Genomic DNA, 19,910 nt, shown 5'->3' with positions numbered 1-19,910 from the left:
AGGAATTTTTTCATGACCGAAACCATCACCTACGCCGATTTCGAACGCGTGGACATCCGTGTCGGCACCATCGTCGAGGCGCTGCCGTTTCCCGAGGCGCGCAAGCCGGCCTACAAGCTGCAGATCGATTTCGGCCCCGAGATCGGCATCAAGAAGTCCTCGGCGCAGATCACCGTGCATTATACATTGGAAGAGCTCGTCGGCCGCCAGGTGCTCGCCGTCGTCAATTTCCCGCCGCGCCAGATCGGCCCGGTGCGCTCGGAAGTGCTGACCCTCGGCTTCGAGGACGAGACGGGCGCGATCGTTCTTGCCGGCGTCGGCCAGGCCGTGCCGAACGGCAAGAAGATGTGCTGAGCGGGCGAGTATCCGCGGCGCCGGTCGACATGGCTGTGCGGCGATGAAGTACGGTCCGCGCAGCCGCGGGCGCGTTACAGGGGCGGGCAAGGCAACCCGCCCGCCGTTCCTTCGCGGTCTCCGGGCGATACTGGAGGGGCCACGCGTCTTCTTCCGCGGTGCAATATAAATCATACGATAGCACCGGAAACCCCGTAAAAGCTGAGGGATTTTTCGGCAATCGCCCGGAATTTGACCAAAGTTAGGCGTCACAAGAGCGCATCAAAACTTTTGCTTGCCAATTTGTCGCAAACACATCAATCTTGCGCCGTTCGGGCAATTTGCGAACACGGGAAGACCTTGAATAAAAGCGCGCCGGAGACGCGAAACAATTCCGGGCAGCCAACATCTGGACGGTCCTTGGACTATATGATTGGCTGGCTGCGGTGAAAACAGGACCCTTTCCTCAACCTCGAGAACTGCCTGCCTAACGCCCCACGGGGCAAAACTGATGTGCTGCCCGCCGCCAAATATACGGGCAGAGAGAAAAGGACCTGACGCATGGCCGAAACTGGCATCGTAAAATTCTTCAACACCGAGAAGGGCTTCGGCTTCATCAAGCCCGACAACGGTGGTGCGGATATCTTCGTACACATCTCCGCCGTGCAGGCTTCGGGCCTGAACGGCCTTTCCGAAAACCAGAAGGTAAGCTTCGACACGGAACCCGATCGCCGCGGCAAAGGCCCGAAGGCGGTCAACCTGCAGATCGCCGGCTGAGCCGGAACTTTCTCAGGATTTTCAAGTTGGAGCCCGGCAGAGATGCCGGGTTTTTTCATTCAGCCTCCGTTCAGCCTCGTTTCTCTAGTTTGGTAGCATCATTCGACCGGCCAAGCCGGCGTCCAAAGGAAGTAAGGTCATGAACAAAGTCATCAAAGCCATCGTGCTTTCTGCAGCGGCCGCCGCCACGTTGATCACCGCAACCGCCGGCATTGCCGAAGCGCGTGACCGTGACGGCTACTGGGGCAACGGCCATCGCCCCTACTATCGCCGCCATCACCACAATAACGACGCCCTCGTGGGCGGTGCGCTCGGCCTTGCCACCGGCATGATCATCGGCGGCGCGATCGCTTCGCAGCCGCGCTACGAAGAGCGCCGCGTCTATGTCGAGCCGGATTACTATCCCGAGCCCGAGCGCCGCGTGATCTATCGCGAGGCCCCGAGCTACGAGCCCTGGACGCAGTCCTGGTACCGCTTCTGCTCGCAGCGTTACCGTTCGTTCGACGCGAACACCGGCACCTATGTCGGCTACGACGGCCGCGAGCATTTCTGCACTGCCGGCTGATCGGCCGCGGGCTTGAATCGAAAGGCGGGTGCCGCGTGGCACCCGCCTTTTTCGTATCTACAGGGAGGTTTGCGCCCCTAAAGTCCGCGCAGGAAGGGGTTGGTGCGGCGCTCGTCGCCGATCTTGCCGCCCGGCCCGTGGCCGCACAGGAAGCCGACCTCGTCTCCCAGTGGAAATACCTTGTCGCGGATCGATTCCAGAAGCTGCTGGTGGTCGCCGCCGGGAAGGTCCGTGCGCCCGATCGAGCCGTGGAACAGCACGTCGCCGAGATGGGCGAAGCCCTGGTTGCGGTTGAAATAGATCACATGTCCCGGCGCGTGGCCGGGCGTGTGGTAGACCTCGAATTCGTGATCGCCGAAGGAAACCCTGTCGCCGTCCTCCAACCAGCGGTCCGGCACGACATTGCTGACTTTCATCGGCACGCCGAACATCGAGGCCTGCGCCTCCAGCCGCTGCAGCAGTTGCAGGTCGTCCTTGTGCGGGCCGATGATGTCGAGGCCGAGCGCCTCCTTCAGTTCCTTGGCGCCGCCGGCATGGTCGATATGGCCGTGCGTCAGCCAGATCGCCTTGAGAGCGATGCCGTTTTCCTCGACGGTCTTCAGGATCACCTCGACGTCGCCGCCGGGATCGACGACCACGCCTTCCTTCGTTTCGGTGTCGAAGAGGATGGTGCAGTTCTGCTGGAAGGGGGTGACGGGAATGATGCCCGCCTGAAGCATGCCCATGGGGTCCTCGCTCGATTGCCGCTTGTCGCTTCCCTATAGCCGCAAGCGCGGGCGAAGACCAAGCCTGAACTGGAGCAGGGAACCGTTCTAGCGGGCGCTCGCCATCTCCTGCGCCGGGCCGGTCGCCAGCGTCGGCGAGACGGTGGAGAAGAGTAGCATCGCCACGGCGATGTTGAAGGCGGCGTAGAGATAGACGACGGGACGGAGGCGCTTGGCGACCGGGTTCTGCGGCTTCGGGTTCGTTTGCATCGTTCTTCCTGCTGTTTCCGGCCGCTCCGGGCCCCATGCGATTTCTTCTACAACGACGCAGGAATCCGGCCTGTTCCCACGGGAACAAGCGAGGCGGGCGGCTGTTGCCTTCGCGCAACAGCGCTCAGAGCGGCAGGGCGGTGGTTTCCTTCAGCGTGTCGAGCACGATGGCGGTCTTGACGTGCGAGACGGATTCGTGCGGCAGCAGCACGTCGTTGACGAAGGCGGAGAGCGCCTTGAGGTTCGGCACGACGACCTTGATGATGTAGTCCATCTCACCGGTCAGCGAATAGGCTTCCAGCACTTCCGGCAGATTGGAGATCAGCCGCGCGAAGCGCACCGCATTGTCGCGGTTGTGCGTGGAAAGCGTCACGGTGACGATGATGACGATGCCGAGGTCGAGCTTTTCCCGGTCGAGCTCGGCCCGATAGGCGCGGATGATGCCTTCCTCTTCCAGGCGGATGCGCCGGCGCGAGCATTGCGAGGGGGAGAGGTTGATGCGCTCCGACAATTCGTTGTTCGTCAGGCGCGCATCCTCCTGCAGATGCGCCAGCAGCTTGCGGTCGAAATCGTCCAGTTGCACGGATTGCCCTCCTGAATGAGTATTTTTGCACGAACATTGCATGGATTTGCCAAAGCGCAAGCACTATGCACGCACATTGCGCGGAAATCGCGCCATACTGTTCCTCACATCATTTTCGAGGAGGATGAACGATGGGCCCTTTCCCGCATGACGCACCGCCGGCCGAGATCACGGCGGAAAATCCGGCGGGTACGGACGGCTTCGAATTCGTAGAGTTCGCCCATCCGGAACCGGAAAAGCTGGAAGAGCTTTTCGCCCGCATGGGCTACAGCAAGGTCGCCACGCATCGCAGCAAGGCGATTTCCGTCTGGCGGCAGGGCGACATCAACTATCTCGTCAATGCCGAGCCCGGCTCGCATGCCATGAAATTCGCGGATGTGCACGGTCCCTGCGCGGCCTCCATGGCCTGGCGCGTGGTCGATGCGCGGCATGCCTTCGAACATGCGGTCTCCAAGGGCGCCACGCCCTATGAGGGGGACGACAAGGCGTTCGACGTGCCGGCCATCGTCGGCATCGGCGGTTCGCTGCTCTATTTCATCGAGACATATGGCGCCAAGGGCTCGGCCTATGACGCGGAATTCGAATGGACCGGCGCGCGCGATCCGAAGCCCGAGGGCGTCGGCTTCTATTATCTCGACCACCTGACCCACAACGTCTATCGCGGCAACATGGACAAGTGGTGGGATTTCTACCGCGAGCTCTTCGGCTTCAAGCAGATCCATTTCTTCGACATCGACGGCCGCATCACCGGCCTCGTGTCGCGCGCCATCACCTCGCCCTGCCGCAAGATCCGCATTCCGCTGAACGAATCGAAGGACGAGACAAGCCAGATCGTCGAGTACCTGAAGAAGTACAAGGGCGAAGGCATCCAGCACATCGCCGTCGGCACGGATGCGATCTATGACGCGACCGACAGGCTCGCCGGGAACGGCCTGAAATTCATGCCCGGCCCGCCGGACAATTACTACGACCGCTCCTATGTGCGTGTCGTCGGCCATGAGGAGCCGGTCGAGCGCATGAAGAAGCACGGCATCCTCATCGACGGCGAAGGCGTCGTCGACGGCGGCATGACGAAGATCCTGCTCCAGATCTTCTCGAAGACCGTGATCGGTCCGATCTTCTTCGAGTTCATCCAGAGAAAAGGCGACGAAGGCTTTGGGGAGGGCAATTTCCGCGCGCTCTTCGAGAGCATCGAGGAAGACCAGATCCGCCGGGGCGTCATCGCAGCAGAATAACAACCGCGGCACCCAAGCCAACGCGGGGAAGGAAGGGGCGGCCGCATTGCGGCCGCCTCTTTTCGTTGGATAAAACTCCGGTGCAGGAGGCGCACGGATAAATTGACAGCGGCCAAGACTCTCCGCACGTTAGGGAAGCCGAATCTTTCGGCACCGGCGCGGGCTCCAGATCGCGGCCGGCAACGAGGCAGGTGTCCGGTCCCGGAGCACTCTTCATTCCGGGCGCACCTTTCGGAGGGGAAGTCATGGAAGCATTGATGCCCATCATCACGCAGCTCATCGCCGGCGCCGTCGGGGGCAACGCCGCGGGCGCCGCCCTGAAACAGGTGGCCGTGAGCGTGATCGTGCGAACCATCGTCGGGGCCATCGGGGGTGTCGGCGGCGGCCTTCTCCTGCAGATGGTTGGCGGTGAAGCCGGTCTTTCCGGCCTCGTTGCCAACGGCATTGGTGGTCTGGTCGGCGGCGGTGTACTCACCGCGATCGTCGGCGCCGTGCTCGGCAAGAAGCCGGCCTGAACGAGAAAGGCGGCCCGCAAGGGCCGCCGTTTTCCTTGGGCGGACCCTTTTCCGCCCGCGCGCGCCATCCCGGCCTGCCGCGCCCCTTGCTTTTTCCCTTTCTTCTTTCAAGTTGATTGTTTTGCCGGTTACGGTCTAACCAGAGACGGCAGAAGCGTAATTTGCGCCCGGCGGGGAGAAATCCGGATATTCTTCGGCACCGGAGCGAAATGGGGACGGCAGGCATGAAAGGAAACGACAACGTGGCTCGACAGGCGCCGGAGAAGAACGGCTTGGGCGCGCTGCACGAGGACGCCATGACCGGCGACGGCCGTATCGACTTCGAGATCATCGAGGGCCTGTTCTTCGCTTATCGCGACTTCATCTCCGATCCGGATGCCATCCTGGAGAAAAGCGGCTTCGGCCGCGCCCATCACCGCGTCGTTCACTTCGTCAACCGCGAGCCGGGCATGACGGTCGCCGACCTGCTCGACACGCTGAAGATCACCAAGCAGAGCCTTGCGCGCGTCTTGAAGCAGCTCATCGATTCCGGCTATATCCAGCAGGTGGCCGGCCCCGAGGATCGCCGCCAGCGCAAGCTCTACCCGACAAGGGCCGGAAGGGAACTCGCGCTCGCGCTCGCCGAGCCGCAATCCCGCCGCATCGCCCATGCATTCGAGGATATGAATGCAGGCGACCGCCGGGTGGTGATCCGGTTCCTCACCGGCATGCAGAACGTCCGGAACGATTGAGAATTTGACCCTGGAGGTGAAGACGATGACCGCGGCCGGTACGCCCTCCGACGATGCATCCCATCTTCTCGTCGTCGACGACGACACCCGCATCCGCGAGCTTTTGAACCGCTACCTGGTGGCCGAGGGCTTTCGCGTGACGGTGGCGGGCGATGCCGACGAGGCCCGCCGCAAGCTGCGCGGCCTCGATTTCGACCTCATCATCATGGACGTGATGATGCCCGGCGAGAGCGGGCTTTCGCTGACGAAGAGCCTGCGCGAGATCCGCCCCGTGCCGATCCTGATGCTGACGGCCCTCGCCGAATCGCGGGCGCGCATCGAGGGACTGGAGGCGGGGGCGGACGACTACCTGTCGAAACCCTTCGAGCCGCGCGAACTGGTGCTGCGCATCAACAACATCCTGAAGCGCAACGCCGCGCCGGCAACGCCGAAGATCGAGCAAGTCATGTTCGGTCCCTACACCTTCTCCATCGTGCGCAAGGAATTGAAGCGCGGCAGCGATCCGATCCGCCTCACCGATCGCGAGCAGGAGATCATGCTGCTCTTCTCGCTGCGCGCCGGCGAGACGATCCCGCGGCACGAGCTGATCGGCGAGGAGACCGAGGTCGGCGAGCGCACCATCGACGTGCAGATCAACCGGCTGCGCCGCAAGATCGAGGAGGACCCCTCCAACCCGGTCTGGCTGCAGACGGTGCGCGGCATCGGCTACCGGCTGAGCGTGGAACAGGGCTGAGCGTGGAACGCCCGGCGGAAAGCGCGGTCCGATGACCACTTTCGAGACATTGCGGCGGGACCTCGAACGCGCGCCGCTCGCCGGCTGGCGGCGCCTCGCCCGCTGGCTGCGCCGGCGCATGCCGACGGGCCTCTATGCCCGCTCCCTCCTCATCATCATCCTGCCGATGGTGCTCTTGCAGGCGGTGGTCGCCTTCGTCTTCATGGAGCGCCACTGGCAGCTCGTCACCCAGCGCCTTTCGCAGGCGGTCACGCGCGACATCGCGGCGATCATCGATCTCATCGACACCTATCCGGAAGACCCGGCCTATGCCCAGATCATCCGCATCGCGCGCGAGCGGCTGGACCTGATCGTGTCGATCGAGCCGGGCACCGAGCTGCCGCCGCCGCGCCGCAAGCCCTTCTTCAACATTCTCGATGAGATCCTCAGCGACGAGATCGTCCGCCAGATCCGCCGGCCGTTCTGGATCGACACGGTCGGCGACAGCGGCGTCGTCGAGGTCCGCATCCTGCTCGACAAGAAGGTGCTGCGCGTCTATGCGCGGCGCAACCAGGCCTATGCGTCGAACACGCATATCTTCCTGCTCTGGATGGTCGGCTCGGCGCTGGTGCTGATCGGTATCTCCATCCTCTTCCTGCGCGGCCAGATCCGGCCGATCCTGACGTTGACGCAGGCGGCCGAGAGCTTCGGCAAGGGGCAGAAGATGCCGGAGGGTTTTGCACCGCGCGGGGCCAACGAGGTGCGCCGCGCCGGCCTTGCCTTCATCCTCATGCGCGAGCGCATCGAGCGCCAGATGGAGCAGCGCACCGCCATGCTGACCGGCGTCAGCCATGACCTGCGCACCATCCTCACCCGCTTCAAGCTGCAGCTCGCGCTTGCCGGCGACAATCCGGACCTGCAGGGCCTCCACAAGGATGTCGAGGACATGCAGAGCATGCTGGAGGGCTATCTCTCCTTCGCCCGGGGCGACGCGGAGGAGGATGTCGGCGAATTGCGGCTCTCCGACCTCTTCGAGCGGCTCGCCATGGAGGCCGAACTGCACGACCGCACCTTCAGCAGCGAAATCGACGGCGACGATGAGGTGCTGGCCCGCCCGAACGCCTTCAGCCGTCTTGTCGGCAACCTGGTGTCGAACGCCTTCCGCTATGCCAAAACGGTGCGCGTGGAGGCACGGCGGAACGCCAAATGGCTGACGATCACCGTGGACGACGACGGCCCGGGCATTCCCGAACGGTCGCGCGAGGATGTCTTCAAGCCGTTCTTCCGTCTCGACGAGGCGCGCAATCTCGACGCGTCCGGCACGGGCCTCGGCCTTGCCATCGCCCGCGACATCGCGCGCAGCCACGGCGGCGACGTCACGCTTTCCGACAGTCCGCTCGGCGGCCTGCGTGCGACGGTCCGCGTTCCGGCCTGACGGAAGGCGTCAGGCTTCCACGGCGATATTGGCGCGGCGGGGGCGCAGCAGTTCCGGCACGAGCTCCACCGCGAGCATGGCGGCGAAGATGATGGCGCAGCCGGCATAGCCGGCGGGCGTGATCGTCTCGCCGAGCAGCATCACGCCGAAGGCGGCGGCGAACAGGGCCTCGCTGGAAAGGAAGATGGCGGCCTGCGGGGCGCTCGTGTAGCGCTGCGCAATGTTCTGGAGGATGAAGGCCATGCCGCTGGAGAACAGGCCGGCATAGAGGATTTCCGGCAGAGCGCCCTTGATGGCGGAAAGGCTCACGGGCTCGAACAGGAAGCCCGCCGCGCAGCCGAGCACCGCGCAGACGGCGAACTGCACGAGCGAGAGCGCGAGCGGCCGGCCGGAGCGGCCCGCATGAACGCCGACGCAGATCATCTGCACCGACCAGAGCACGGCGCACAGGATCGTCAGCATGTCGCCGGCCGTCAGCGCCGCGAGCGCACCGCCTGACAGGAGGAAGATGCCAAAGGAAGCCATGAGCGCGGCGGGCCAGACGACCCAGTGCGGCCGGCGGCGCAGCGCCAGCACGGTGAGGATGGGCGTGAAGACGACATAGAGGCCGGTGAGGAAGCCGGAATTGGTGACGGTGGTGGTGAGGAGGCCGATCTGCTGCGCGGCGGCAGCGGCAAAGAGTGCGATGCCGGTCAGCACGAAGCCGGCAAGGTCGCGCCGGCGAAGCGGGCTTGCCGCGCGCGCCTTTTCCCACAGCGCGAAGGGCGCGGCGACGACGGTCGCAAGGACGAAGCGCAGACCGATGAACCAGATCGGTCCCAGCGTCTCCATCGCCGTCGACTGGGCGATGAAGCCCGCGCCCCAGATGGCACCGGCCAGCAACAGGAGAAGGTTCGCCTGAACGCGCGTCATGTCTCTTGACCCTGTGATGGGAGATAGGCGGGCGTCAACGCGCCCGCGGCCCTGCTAGCAGGTGCTCGCCGTTCAGGCAAGGGCGGTCGAGGGCGTGGGGTCAGTCCGTGGTGGTGACGCGGGAAACGCGCAGGAGCGCGCCGTCGGCATCGTCCGTCAGCAGCAGGAGTGCGCCGTCCGGGTCGACGACGACGTCGCGGATGCGGCCATATTCGCCGGCGAGCATGCGCTCCTCGGCGACGATGGCGCCGCTGTCGTCCCGCTCGAGGCGGGCGACGAGCTGGTATTTCAGCGCGGCGACGATGAGGTTGCCATCCCATTCCGGGAACATCGCGCCGCGATAGACGGCGATGGCGCCCGGCGCGATGGACGGGTCCCAGTAGTAGAGCGGCTGTTCGTAGCCCGCGGCGGACGAGCCGAGGTCGAATTCCGCGCCCGAATAGTGTCGTCCGTAGGAGACGAGCGGCCAGCCGTAGTTGCGGCCGGGCTGCGGGTTGTTGATCTCGTCCCCGCCGCGCGCGCCGTGCTCGGCGGTGAGCAGCGTGCCGTCCTTCGGGTCGATGGTCAGCCCCTGCGGGTTGCGGTGGCCCTTGGACCAGATTTCCGCAAGGCCATCGGAGCTGCCGCGGAAGGGATTGCCGGCAAAGGGACTGCCGTCGGGATTGATGTGCAGGATGGAGCCGGCATGGTCGCGCGGATCCTGCGCGCGGGCGCCGTCGCCCCTGTCGCCGATGCCGAAGAACAGGCTGCCGTCCCTGGCGATGGCGATGCGCGAGCCGAAATGCTCGCCGCGCCCGGTGAGGCGGTTCATCAGGAAGATGCGGGTCGTGCCTTCGAGCTTCGTGCCGTCGTCCGAAAGTCGGGCCCTCGCGACGGCGGTGCCGATGCCGCCGTTGCCGCGGGCGCTGTAGGTGAGGAAGAGGGTTCGGCTCGTCGCGAAATCGGGCGCGAGCGCGATGTCGAGCAGGCCGCCCTGGCCGTTGGTCGCCACTTCCGGCACGCCGCTGATCGGCGCGGAAATATGGCCCTTGCGGATCAGGCGGAGCGTGCCGCCCTTTTCGGAGACGATATAGGCGCCATCAGGCAGCACTTCGACGGACCAGGGATGCTTGAGGCCCGTCGCCACGGTCTCGACGGCAAGCTCGGCCTTTTTGCTGGGGAAATTACGGGTTTCTGCGGCGGAAGGGGCAGGGGAGAATGCAAGGGCGAGGAGGAATGCCGCGGCGGCGACCGCCAAAGCGCTTTTCCGGTAGGTCTTTTCCTGTCGCATGCCCGTCTCCCATCCTTGCGCCGATAACTGGCCCAGACGCGGGCGGCTTTCAAGAGCGTTCGGGCCGGACGCGGCAGGAAGACGCGAAAGCGCGCCTCACTTTTGCGTGGGGTCGACCTTTTGCGGGGAAACAGCGTCGGGCGCGGTCTTTTCGATGCTGGAAGTCTTGATCGTATCGACGGCGACGGCCGGGGGAGACATGAGGCCGACGACCATGACCACGCAGGCGGCCAGCGCCGTCATGGCGATGAGGAACATGGCGCGCGATTCCCGCACCTTTGGCGACCTGCCGATCTTGTCTTCGTCGAGAAACATCGTTTTCCCCTGTCTCGGTTTTTTCCCGTTGCAGTACGAAAAAGCCTGCGGAAATCGGCGCGACAAGGACCGAATTGCGGCAAGGCACGGCATTTATTGTGGCGAAAAGATGGCATGGTAAAAAAGGCGGATTTTCAGCATGTTCCGCCGAATAGACGGCCGCTTCGCACCGTTCTAGATACGCCTCCTGCCGAACTGGCGCTGGGAGCGTTGAAGGCGGGTTTCCGCCGGGACGTGGGTGCCTGCCGAAGGGGCTTGCGCAGGCATCCGCGAAGGCGCTTCCCCCGTCTCGGGAAAGGTCGCGTTGAAGCTCGTCGGGGCGATCTCCGGCCGGGCCAGCAGATAGCCCTGCATCAGCGGCCCGCCCATCTCGCGGCAGAGCGCGATCATGTCCGGCTCCTCTATGCCGGCGACGATGGCGCGGATGCCCTTCTGGGCGAGCTGGCCGACGACGATGCGCAGCAGTGCGAGGCCCGCGGAGTTTTCCGCAAAGCCGTGCAGCCATGCCGTGTCGAAGGTCACGAATTGCGGGCGCAGGCGCTCCAGGTCGCGATCCTCGCCGGCATAATCGTCGATGGCGATGGAAAAGCCGCTTTCATGCAGGCGTGCGGCGAATTCCGCCAACTCGTCGGGATCGTCCAGCGGGTTCTCGTGGATTTCGCAGGCGATGGCATCCGGCGCCATGCCGGCCTGATGGGCCGAAAGCCGCAGCCGCTCGACCTCCTGGCGCATCGCCTGGGACGTGCCGTAGAATCCGGTCTGGAAATTGACCAGGAGCGCGACACCCTGCCGGCCGAGCGCGCCCGTATTGAGGATGTGCAGGCTGCGGCAGAGGCCATCCACCGCCGCGCACTCCTCTTCCGGCACCGTTCGGAAGAAATCCGTCGGGGCGATGGGCTCGCCCTTGATGCTGGCGCGGATCAGGCCCTTGAAGGCGGCGATCTGCAGGTGCCCGTCCTGATGCTCGCAGAAGATCGGCTGGAGGGCGGACTGCAGCAGGTAGGGACCATAGATCGCACTGAAGGCGCCGTCCGGCTGGCGGACGAGATTGGAGAAGATGCTTCTTTCGCTCATGCAGCGCACCATCCGCTGGAACGATGTGATGATGAAATAATAGGGCCGAGCCGTTAATGCCGGATTAATCTTTCGCGTAAAAATTTCCGGTGTTTCCCGAAGCCTCAACTTTCTGGTGTGACGATTGCATGACGGCGCGGCGATCCATTCGCATCGCTGATGGCGCCCATGAAATTTTGCGGTGTCGCCCGCATTTCCCGCTTTTTTCGCCCTTCGCGCTTGCAAGACCGGCCCACATTCGACATAGACCTAACCGCTATGGAGCCCGCGCTCCGGGTCCATGGCCTCAAGCCGTCTTTGAACCCGATGAGGACATCTCCATCATGGCCTTTCTTGCCGACGCTCTTTCCCGTGTGAAGCCTTCCGCCACCATCGCCGTTTCCCAGAAAGCGCGCGAGCTGAAAGCGAAGGGCCGCGATGTCATCGGGCTCGGCGCGGGCGAGCCGGACTTCGACACGCCGGACAACATCAAGCAGGCCGCCATCGAGGCGATCAACCGCGGCGAGACGAAGTACACGCCGGTTGCCGGCATTCCGGAACTGCGCGAAGCCATCGTCAAGAAGTTCAAGCGCGAGAACAACCTCGACTACACCGCCGCGCAGACCATCGTCGGCACGGGCGGAAAGCAGATTCTTTTCAACGCCTTCATGGCGACGATGAATCCGGGCGATGAAGTCGTTATCCCAACACCTTACTGGGTCTCCTACCCGGAAATGGTCTCGCTGTGCGGCGGCACGCCGGTCTTCGTCGCCACGACGCAGGAAAACAAGTTCAAGCTGAAGGCGGAAGACCTTGAAAAGGCTATCACGCCGAAGACCAAGTGGTTCATCTTCAACTCGCCGTCCAACCCCTCGGGCGCGGCCTACAGCCATGACGAGCTGAAGGCGCTGACGGACGTTCTGATGCGCCATCCGCATGTCTGGGTGCTGACCGACGACATGTACGAGCACCTGACCTATGGCGACTTCAAGTTCGCCACCCCGGTCGAGGTCGAGCCCGGCCTCTACGACCGCACGCTGACCATGAACGGCGTTTCCAAGGCCTATGCGATGACCGGCTGGCGTATCGGCTATGCGGCCGGCCCGCTCGCCCTCATCAAGGCCATGGACATGATCCAGGGCCAGCAGACGTCCGGCGCCTGCTCGATCGCCCAGTGGGCGGCCGTCGAGGCGCTGAACGGCACGCAGGACTTCATTCCGGAAAACAAGAAGATCTTCGAAGGTCGCCGCGATCTCGTGGTCTCCATGCTCAACCAGGCCAAGGGCATCGAGTGCCCGTCGCCGGAGGGCGCGTTCTACGTCTATCCGTCCTGCAAGGGCCTGATCGGCAAGACCGCGCCGTCGGGCAAGGTCATCGAGACGGACGAGGACTTCGTCTCGGAACTGCTGGAATCAGAAGGCGTCGCCGTCGTGCACGGCTCGGCCTTCGGCCTCGGCCCGAACTTCCGCATCTCCTATGCGACCTCGGAAGCCCAGCTGGAAGAAGCCTGCAAGCGCATCCAGCGCTTCTGCGCGGCCTGCAAGTAAGCCATTTCGCTTCGTGAACGAGAACCCGCCGGAGACGGCGGGTTTTTTGTTGCGCGATGCGCCGCTCAAAGACCGATCAAGGTCAGCATGACGAAGGTGGCGAAGAGGATGAAATGCGTCATCCCCTCGATGGCGTTCGTCTCGCCGTCGTTGAGGTTGATGGCGGCGGCGATCAGCGTGATCGTCGCCATGACGGTCTGCGTCGGCGACATGGCCATGATGAAGGGCTGGCCGGTATAGAGGGCGATGGCCTCCATGACGGGCACCGTGAGGATGACCGTCGAGAGCGAGGCGCCCATGGCGATGTTGACGACCGATTGCATGCGGTTGGCGAGCGCGGCGCGCAGCGCCGTCAGGATTTCCGGCGCGGCGGAGATCGCGGCGACCACCACGGCCATCAGCGCCGGCGGCGCGCCGGAGCCCTTGAGCCCGGCGCCGAGCAGCACCGACATCACTTCCGCGAGCGCGCCGATCAGCACCACGCCGATGACGATGACGGCGATGGACAGACCGGCCGGCTCGTCTTCCTCCGGCTCCGTGCTCTTGTGGGCCTCCTTCCGCTCGGCGCGCGGATAGGCATAGCTGAAGAAATAGGAATGCGCGCCGACCTGCATGCGCAGGAAGAGCGCATAGAGCGCGATCATCGCGCCGATGGTGAAGGCGGAATAGAGGTGCCAGCTTTCGCGCGGCACGAATTCCGGCACGACCATGGAGATGCCCATGGCCGTCAGGATCATCACGCCGTAGGTCTTACCCGAATCGTCGTTATAGGGCTGCTCGCCGTGGCGGATGCCGCCGAGGAGGGCGGCAAGGCCGAGGATGCCGTTGATGTCCAGCATCACCGCCGCATAGATCGTGTCGCGCACCAGCGTCGGCGAGGTCTCACCCTGCATCATGATGGCGAGGATCACCACTTCCACCAGCACCGCCGACAGGGTGAGGATCATCGTGCCGTAGGGATCGCCGACCTTGGAGGCGAGGATTTCCGCGTGGTGGGCGATGCGGGTGGAAACGAGGACGATCGCGACGACGAGGGCGAAGGCGGCCGCCAGCACCGGCAGGCGGCCCATCTCCAGCAGGCTGTGTTCGCTCGCATAGGCGAGGATGGCGGCGGCAAGGCCGACGAACAGGAAGCGTTCCTTCAGCAGGCTGGACAGCATGGGCAGGCGGCTCCCTGTGGTTGCATCTTGCGTAGATGTAGCCGAGACCCGCAAAAAGGAAACGCCCGCGGGGAGAAACCGCGGGCGTTTCTGCATGGTTCTTTTGGACGACGCCTTGATCAGGCGACGTTTTCGAGGGCCGGGTAGTCCGTATAGCCCCTGGCGCCGCCGCCGTAGAACGTGTCCTTGTCCGGCGGGTTCAGCGCCGTGTCGTTCTTCAGCCGATCCACGAGGTCCGGGTTGGCGATGAAGAGCTTGCCGAAGGCGACGAGGTCGGCCCGGCCTTCCTCCACGGCGTCGATGGCCAGTTCCCGGTTGTAGCCGTTGTTGACCATCCAGGCGGCCTTGCCGCCGGCCGCCTTGTAGGCCGCGCGCAGGGCCTCATAGTCGAAGGGCTTGTCGCCCTGCTGGTGATCGCGCGGGCCGCCGGTGGCGCCTTCGATAATGTGGATATAGGCGAGGTCGTGCTTCGCAAGGCCCTCGACGACATGGGTGAAGAGCGGCTGCGGTTCCGGGTCGAAGGCGTCGTTGGCTGGTGTCACCGGCGAGATGCGGATGGCGGTGCGGCCGGCGCCGATCTCGGCGACGATGGCGTCGACGACCGCGAAGAGGAAGCGGGCGCGGTTCTCGATGGAGCCGCCGTAGTCGTCCGTGCGCTTGTTGCTGCCGGAGCGCAGGAACTGGTCGATGAGATAGCCGTTGGCGGCATGGATTTCGATGCCGTCGAAGCCGGCGTCGATCGCGGCGCGGGCCGCGCGGCGGTAGTCTTCCACGATGCCGGCAAGCTCGGCGCGGTCGAGGGCGCGGGGCTCGGAGGTCTCGGCGAAGGCGCCGCTGCCGTCGGCATTGATGAGATAGGTCTTGGACTTCGCGATGACGGCGGAGGGGGCCACCGGCTTGCCGCCGTTCGGCTGGAGGCTCTCATGCGAGACGCGGCCGACATGCCACATCTGCACGACGATCTTGCCACCGGCCCTATGCACGGCGTCCGTCACCTGCCGCCAGCCGGCGAGCGCCTCCGGCGTATAGAGGCCCGGCACGTCGGCATAGCCCTGGCCCTGCTGGGTGATGGGCGTGCCCTCGGTGATGATGAGGCCGGCCGAGGCGCGCTGCTCGTAATAGGTCGCGTTCAGCGTGTTCGGCACGGCGCCCGGCGAACGGTTGCGCGTCAGCGGCGCCATGACGATGCGGTTGGCGAGCTGGATATCGCCGATCTTGATGGGGTCGAAGAGCGAGGTCATGGAAGGATCCTTCTTCTGCTGGGAAAGGTGACGTCGTCTGCGGCAAGGGCCGGCGGAAGCCGGACTGCTCAAAGGGCGCCGTTGATGTGGTGGAGAAAGGCCGCGATCTTTTCTTCGTCGCGTTTGAAGAACACCCACTGGCCAACCTTGCGCGTCGTCACGAGGCCGGCGCGCTGGAGGGTGGCGAGATGGGCGGAAACGGTGGACTGCGAAAGATCGCAGCGCTTTTCGATCTGGCCGGCGCAGACGCCAAACTCCAGCGGATGCTCCTGGCCGGCGAAATGCTGCTGTGGCTCTTTCAGCCAGCTGAGAATCTCCATCCGCTTGGGATGGGCGAGGGCCTTGAGGATTTCGTCGGTGTCGGGCGTGGTCATCTCTATCGTGATCCGGCGATGGTTATATCGTCTGATCTCGATATCGGGTTCGCCATTCGGCGATACAAGAGGCATCGGCAAAAAAAGAGGGCCACAAGCGAAGCTTGGGCCCTGCAAGTTTGAAGGTTAAAGAACCTCCAGAGGGGAACAGCCAGCGCGCGGTACTGGGAGGAGAAAGACCGCGGATGCGCCGGCTGTTCTAGATATGGGGGAGGGGCCGGCATTCTTCAAGAGAAGCGCGTGCCAAGTTTTCCGGGAAGGGTGGAAATTCCTTTCCGGCGAACGGAAGGCAAAAAAAGAGGGCCGCAAGATCAACTTGGGCCCTTTATAGTTTTGAAGGTAATAAAACCTCCAGAGGGGAACAGCTGGTGCGGTGGCACTGGGAGGAAAAAGCCACCGAAATGCATCAGCCGCGCGCCATATGCTGGTTTTTTGGGCATGCATCAATCCGTTAATGTGCATGCCAGCCATGCGCGGGGCGCAGGCCTTGTCGAAAGCCGTCCTCAGAAGTTCCAGTTGCGCGCCTTGGCGACGATGAAGTCGCGGAAAACCTTGAGCTTCGCCGCGTTCTTCATCTCGCTCGGATAGCAGAAATAGGTGTCAAACGAGGGAATGTCGGCGCTCACCGGCAGCTGGATCAGCCCCGGATCGCGCCCGACGATATAGTCCGGCAGCATGGCGATGCCGATGCCGAGCAGGCAGGCGCGCTTGATCGAGGTCTGGCTGTTGATCTGCAGCACGGAGGGGCGGGGATTGTCGGAATCGCGCCCGGCGATCTCCAGCCAGTTGACGTCGAGCAGGTAGCTCGGTGCCGGTTCGCCGAAGGTGATGATCTTGTGGTTGTCGAGATCGTCGATCGACTGCGGCTCGCCGTAGCGGTTGATGTAGGAGGGGGCGGCGTAGAGGTGCATGTGCACCGTGAACAGCCGGCGCTGGATGAGGTCCGACTGCTGCGGCTCGCGCAGGCGGATGGCGCAGTCGGCATGGCGCATGTTCACGTCCAGCTCCTCGTTGTCGAGGATGAGTTGCACCTGCATGTCCGGGTAAAGCGCGAGGAATTCCTGCACCTTGTCCGTCAGCCAGCCCTGGCCGAGGCCGACGGTGGTGGTGATGCGCAGCTTGCCGCTCGGCTTCTCGGTGTTTTCCGTCAGTTGCACGCGCACGCTTTCGAGCTTCATCAGCACGTCGTGGGCGGCGCGATAGAGGATCTCGCCCTGCTCGGTGAGGATCAGGCCGCGGGCATGGCGGTGGAAGAGCTTGATGCCGACATCCTGCTCCAGCGCGCTCACCTGGCGGCTGATGGCCGATTGAGAAAGGTGCAGCTTGTCTGCGGCGTGCGTGAACGAGCCGGCCTCGGCCGCGGCGTGAAAAATCCGCAGCTTGTCCCAATCGAGCGGCATTCTATCCCCCATATGTCTGTGCGGCGGGGAGCGCATGCCTCCCGCCCGGTCGCTGATACTACTGTTCCCACGCGGGCGGTCGGATGCGAATCCGCCGCCCTTTGTTGGCGGCTTCTACTCGGCCGCAATTGCGACAGGCATATGACCTGCAAGGTATTTTTCGGTTTCGAGGGCCGCCATGCAGCCCATGCCGGCAGCCGTGACCGCCTGGCGATAGATGTCGTCCGTGACGTCGCCTGCGGCAAAAACGCCCGGCACGTCCGTCGCGGTGGAATCGGGCGCGGTCCAGAGGTAGCCGTTCGGCTTCTGGCGCAGCTTGCCCTTGAAGAGCTCGACTGCCGGTGCATGGCCGATGGCGACGAAGACGCCGTCCGTTTCCACGTCGCGCGTCTCGCCGGTCTTCACGTTGCGCAGCTTCACGCCGTTGACGGAGGCCGGCATCGGCGGCTTGGGCTCTGCGCCGAGATATTCGACGATCTCGTGGTCCCAGACGACCTTGACGTTCTCCTTGGCGAACAGGCGCTCCTGCAGGATCTTTTCCGAGCGGAACGAATCGCGGCGGTGTACGACCGTCACGGTTTTCGCGAGATTGGCGAGGTAGAGCGCTTCCTCCACGGCCGAATTGCCGCCGCCGACCACGATGACGTCCTTGCCGCGGTAGAAGAAGCCGTCGCAGGTGGCGCAGGCCGAAACGCCGAAGCCCATGAACTTGTGCTCGGTGTCGATGCCGAGCCACTTGGCCTTGGCGCCGGTGGCGATGATGAGCGCGTCGGCGGTCCATTCGGTTCCGCTATCGGTGGAGATGCGGAAGGGACGCACGTCGAGGTCGACATTGGTGACGAGGTCGTTGACGATCTCGGCGCCGACATGCTCCGCCTGCTTGAGCATCTGCTCCATCATCCAGGGACCCTGTACCGGATCGGCATAGCCCGGATAGTTTTCCACATCCGTGGTGATCATGAGCTGGCCGCCCTGTTCCATGCCGGCGATCAGCACCGGCTCCAGCATGGCGCGGGCGGTGTAGATGGCGGCGGTGTAGCCGGCGGGGCCGGAGCCGATGATCAGCACCTTGACGTGACGGGCGGAAGCAGGGCGGGCGGACATGGTCGTTCCTTCCGGGGCCATCGCCCCAATCGGCCCTGCGCGCGGTCTCGCGCATGGCAGAGCCAGCGTGTCTGTGTTCGATCCTCATTTATGAGGGGAGTCGACCGAGTTTCAAGAGCGCGCGGCGGTTTGCCAACAGACAAGCAAAGCCCCGTGACATATTTGTGCCGCTTGGGGTAACAATGTTGCGCCGATGCGACGATTCGGGTTACTTCCGGTCGCCATTCCGAAAGGTTTCAAAAGCTCCCATGTTTCGTGCCGAACTCGACGCCATCGACATCCGCATCCTGAAGGAACTGCAGGCCGATGGCCGGATGACCAATGTGGAGCTGGCCGCCCGGGCCGGCATTTCCGCCCCGCCGTGCCTTCGCCGCGTGCGCAAGCTGGAGGAGGCCGGCATCATCGAGGGCTACACGGCGATGCTGAACGCCCCCGCGCTCGGCTACGACCTTGTCGCCTTCTGCATGGTCGGCCTCAAGCACCAGTCGGAAGCCAACCTCAAGGCCTTCGCCGCCGCGACCGGCGAATGGCCGATGGTCCGCCAGGCCTGGATGGTCTCCGGCGACAGCGACTTCCTCCTCCACTGCGTCGCCGAAAACCTCACCCGCTTCCAGGACTTCGTCATCGAGGAGCTCACCGCCAATCAGCAGGTGGACACCGTGCGGACGATGCTGACGATCCGGCAGGTCAAGAAGGTGGGGCTGGTGGAGCTTTGAACGCCTGCCAGCGTGTCTTGATCTGACGCGCCAGTTCTTTTGTGGCATTGAGCGGCGGATGATTGCCTATAACGGGCATATCCGGGAAACGGCCGACAGGAAGCTTTCGCGAAAGGGCGGCGATAAAACGGTCGATCTTGGGATGCCCACCTGAAGGATAGAATATCTGCACGGGCACCCCGATTGCCACGGCCTCTCCCACCATATTCGTTGAATCGGCGGTGACGATGATCTCGTCGGCCCAGGACAAGTATGCAAGAAATGGATTCTCGGTCTTGCCGTCCCACATATGTACATTCGGGCGTTCGGCGAGGTCGGCAAGCGCCTCGGCAAGCGAAGGCGGTGTCCGGCGCGATGTCGTGATCATCAAGGCCGATCCGCTGTCAAGCTTTGCGTGAAGGCCATGCAACAGGCGTTGAATATCCTTCCCGGTAAAGCGGTGATGCCGGCTATCTCCGCCGATCAGGACTGCGACCCTCGGCTTCGGCAAAGGCGCCAATGCTGCGGCAAAGGCAGCATGCGCCTCCATGAGGCGTTCGGCAGACAGTCGATTGGGGGCGGTCGTCGTGACCAGGACATTGTCGCCTCTCGGTGTATCGTGCTCTTGCACGATGAGCAGATCGGCGCCGTGGCGCGACGTGCGCGGATCTTTGAAAAGCACGCAAAAGGTTTCCGGTGAAACCGCCTTGAGCTTTCGGAGATAGGGAACTGCGCGACGCCCCGTGGCGAGGCATATGTCAGGGAAGGGAGGCGAGAGAGGGGAGCCCCGTCTCGACGGGGCATCCTTCGGGTCAATCGGCCCTATCGGCATGAACCAGGTGAAAGCACGGCGGGGCGCTACGCGGCGCAGGATCGTCTTCGCCTCCATCGCTTCGGCAAGGCCGATCATCGGCTGTTCGTCACCGGCTTTGCCGTCCGTCAGCACCCAGACGATGGGAGACGTGTCGTTCGTCATCTC

23 protein-coding genes are annotated in these 19,910 nt (G+C 64.0%); 10 read left to right on the top strand and 13 right to left on the bottom strand.

The genetic code is table 11. The features are described from left to right. Window positions 1–12 precede the first annotated feature (12 nt). From ShzoTeo12_RS10320 to ShzoTeo12_RS10310, 3 genes are all read left to right on the top strand, one after another. A complete protein-coding gene (locus ShzoTeo12_RS10320; RefSeq protein WP_313193465.1) occupies window positions 13–354 on the top strand; it encodes a tRNA-binding protein in 342 nt (113 codons plus the stop codon). A 540-nt stretch (window positions 355–894) separates the two neighbouring features. Beyond that, the gene (locus ShzoTeo12_RS10315; RefSeq protein ID WP_023515606.1) at window positions 895–1,110 is read left to right on the top strand and encodes a cold-shock protein; all 216 of its coding nucleotides are present in this window, start codon (window positions 895–897) and stop codon (window positions 1,108–1,110) included. A 139-nt stretch (window positions 1,111–1,249) separates the two neighbouring features. Beyond that, on the top strand, window positions 1,250–1,675 hold the full coding sequence (locus tag ShzoTeo12_RS10310; RefSeq protein ID WP_119257031.1) for a BA14K family protein: 426 nt from the start codon (window positions 1,250–1,252) through the stop codon (window positions 1,673–1,675). Between the two features lie 77 nt (window positions 1,676–1,752). On the opposite strand, the gene ShzoTeo12_RS10305 is transcribed toward ShzoTeo12_RS10310, so the two are convergent. From ShzoTeo12_RS10305 to ShzoTeo12_RS10295, 3 genes are all read right to left on the bottom strand, one after another. Then, complete coding sequence (locus tag ShzoTeo12_RS10305) at window positions 1,753–2,394, bottom strand: MBL fold metallo-hydrolase (protein ID WP_318912439.1); 642 nt, start codon at window positions 2,392–2,394, stop codon at window positions 1,753–1,755. Between the two features lie 93 nt (window positions 2,395–2,487). Next, window positions 2,488–2,649, bottom strand: coding sequence for a hypothetical protein (locus ShzoTeo12_RS10300; RefSeq protein WP_313193463.1), 162 nt, complete (start codon window positions 2,647–2,649; stop codon window positions 2,488–2,490). Window positions 2,650–2,773: 124 nt separating this feature from the next. Then, window positions 2,774–3,274 (bottom strand): Lrp/AsnC family transcriptional regulator, encoded by a 501-nt coding sequence (locus ShzoTeo12_RS10295; RefSeq protein ID WP_318909587.1) that lies wholly within the window; start codon window positions 3,272–3,274, stop codon window positions 2,774–2,776. Window positions 3,275–3,363: 89 nt separating this feature from the next. Between ShzoTeo12_RS10295 and hppD the strand changes: the two genes are divergently transcribed. From hppD to ShzoTeo12_RS10270, 5 genes are all read left to right on the top strand, one after another. Next, window positions 3,364–4,467: a 4-hydroxyphenylpyruvate dioxygenase gene (gene hppD / locus ShzoTeo12_RS10290; RefSeq protein WP_318909586.1), complete on the top strand. Its 1,104-nt coding sequence runs from the start codon at window positions 3,364–3,366 to the stop codon at window positions 4,465–4,467. 245 nt (window positions 4,468–4,712) lie between these two features. Next, window positions 4,713–4,982, top strand: a complete 270-nt coding sequence (locus ShzoTeo12_RS10285; protein WP_119257034.1) for a hypothetical protein — start codon at window positions 4,713–4,715, stop codon at window positions 4,980–4,982. A 296-nt stretch (window positions 4,983–5,278) separates the two neighbouring features. Next, a complete protein-coding gene (locus tag ShzoTeo12_RS10280) occupies window positions 5,279–5,713 on the top strand; it encodes a MarR family transcriptional regulator (protein WP_318912438.1) in 435 nt (144 codons plus the stop codon). Window positions 5,714–5,738: 25 nt separating this feature from the next. After that, a complete protein-coding gene (locus ShzoTeo12_RS10275; protein WP_119257180.1) occupies window positions 5,739–6,446 on the top strand; it encodes a response regulator in 708 nt (235 codons plus the stop codon). A 31-nt stretch (window positions 6,447–6,477) separates the two neighbouring features. Continuing rightward, window positions 6,478–7,860, top strand: coding sequence for an ATP-binding protein (locus tag ShzoTeo12_RS10270; protein ID WP_318909584.1), 1,383 nt, complete (start codon window positions 6,478–6,480; stop codon window positions 7,858–7,860). 9 nt (window positions 7,861–7,869) lie between these two features. On the opposite strand, the gene ShzoTeo12_RS10265 is transcribed toward ShzoTeo12_RS10270, so the two are convergent. From ShzoTeo12_RS10265 to ShzoTeo12_RS10250, 4 genes are all read right to left on the bottom strand, one after another. Continuing rightward, on the bottom strand, window positions 7,870–8,772 hold the full coding sequence (locus ShzoTeo12_RS10265; protein ID WP_318909583.1) for a DMT family transporter: 903 nt from the start codon (window positions 8,770–8,772) through the stop codon (window positions 7,870–7,872). Between the two features lie 100 nt (window positions 8,773–8,872). Further along, the gene (locus ShzoTeo12_RS10260; protein ID WP_318909581.1) at window positions 8,873–10,042 is read right to left on the bottom strand and encodes a PQQ-dependent sugar dehydrogenase; all 1,170 of its coding nucleotides are present in this window, start codon (window positions 10,040–10,042) and stop codon (window positions 8,873–8,875) included. Between the two features lie 96 nt (window positions 10,043–10,138). Next, on the bottom strand, window positions 10,139–10,357 hold the full coding sequence (locus ShzoTeo12_RS10255) for a hypothetical protein (RefSeq protein WP_119257038.1): 219 nt from the start codon (window positions 10,355–10,357) through the stop codon (window positions 10,139–10,141). A gap of 174 nt (window positions 10,358–10,531) precedes the next feature. Further along, window positions 10,532–11,431 (bottom strand): EAL domain-containing protein, encoded by a 900-nt coding sequence (locus ShzoTeo12_RS10250; RefSeq protein ID WP_318909579.1) that lies wholly within the window; start codon window positions 11,429–11,431, stop codon window positions 10,532–10,534. Between the two features lie 323 nt (window positions 11,432–11,754). Between ShzoTeo12_RS10250 and ShzoTeo12_RS10245 the strand changes: the two genes are divergently transcribed. Next, window positions 11,755–12,957 carry a pyridoxal phosphate-dependent aminotransferase gene (locus ShzoTeo12_RS10245; RefSeq protein ID WP_318909578.1) on the top strand — a complete coding sequence of 401 codons (1,203 nt, stop codon included), beginning with the start codon at window positions 11,755–11,757 and terminating at the stop codon, window positions 12,955–12,957. Window positions 12,958–13,022: 65 nt separating this feature from the next. Here the strand turns inward: ShzoTeo12_RS10245 and ShzoTeo12_RS10240 are convergent, their stop codons facing one another. The 5 genes from ShzoTeo12_RS10240 to trxB form a co-directional block, all read right to left on the bottom strand. Continuing rightward, a complete protein-coding gene (locus ShzoTeo12_RS10240; RefSeq protein ID WP_119257041.1) occupies window positions 13,023–14,117 on the bottom strand; it encodes a calcium:proton antiporter in 1,095 nt (364 codons plus the stop codon). A gap of 119 nt (window positions 14,118–14,236) precedes the next feature. Continuing rightward, window positions 14,237–15,358, bottom strand: coding sequence for an alkene reductase (locus ShzoTeo12_RS10235; RefSeq protein ID WP_318909575.1), 1,122 nt, complete (start codon window positions 15,356–15,358; stop codon window positions 14,237–14,239). A gap of 68 nt (window positions 15,359–15,426) precedes the next feature. Beyond that, on the bottom strand, window positions 15,427–15,732 hold the full coding sequence (locus tag ShzoTeo12_RS10230) for a helix-turn-helix transcriptional regulator (RefSeq protein ID WP_318909574.1): 306 nt from the start codon (window positions 15,730–15,732) through the stop codon (window positions 15,427–15,429). A gap of 503 nt (window positions 15,733–16,235) precedes the next feature. After that, window positions 16,236–17,132, bottom strand: a complete 897-nt coding sequence (locus tag ShzoTeo12_RS10225) for a LysR family transcriptional regulator VtlR (protein ID WP_119257044.1) — start codon at window positions 17,130–17,132, stop codon at window positions 16,236–16,238. A 114-nt stretch (window positions 17,133–17,246) separates the two neighbouring features. Further along, window positions 17,247–18,236: a thioredoxin-disulfide reductase gene (gene trxB / locus ShzoTeo12_RS10220; protein WP_318909572.1), complete on the bottom strand. Its 990-nt coding sequence runs from the start codon at window positions 18,234–18,236 to the stop codon at window positions 17,247–17,249. A gap of 248 nt (window positions 18,237–18,484) precedes the next feature. Between trxB and ShzoTeo12_RS10215 the strand changes: the two genes are divergently transcribed. Further along, window positions 18,485–18,952: an Lrp/AsnC family transcriptional regulator gene (locus tag ShzoTeo12_RS10215; RefSeq protein WP_119257046.1), complete on the top strand. Its 468-nt coding sequence runs from the start codon at window positions 18,485–18,487 to the stop codon at window positions 18,950–18,952. On the opposite strand, the gene ShzoTeo12_RS10210 is transcribed toward ShzoTeo12_RS10215, so the two are convergent. Continuing rightward, a complete protein-coding gene (locus ShzoTeo12_RS10210) occupies window positions 18,924–19,907 on the bottom strand; it encodes a mitochondrial fission ELM1 family protein (protein ID WP_318909569.1) in 984 nt (327 codons plus the stop codon). The two genes, ShzoTeo12_RS10215 and ShzoTeo12_RS10210, sit on opposite strands and share 29 nt — an antisense overlap. Between the last annotated feature and the right edge of the window lie 3 nt (window positions 19,908–19,910).

The organism is Shinella zoogloeoides (assembly GCF_033705735.1).
Lineage (GTDB): Bacteria > Pseudomonadota > Alphaproteobacteria > Rhizobiales > Rhizobiaceae > Shinella > Shinella zoogloeoides_A.
The sequence above is the reverse complement of the archived record's forward strand: the minus strand, read 5'-3'. Positions and strand labels throughout refer to the sequence as shown.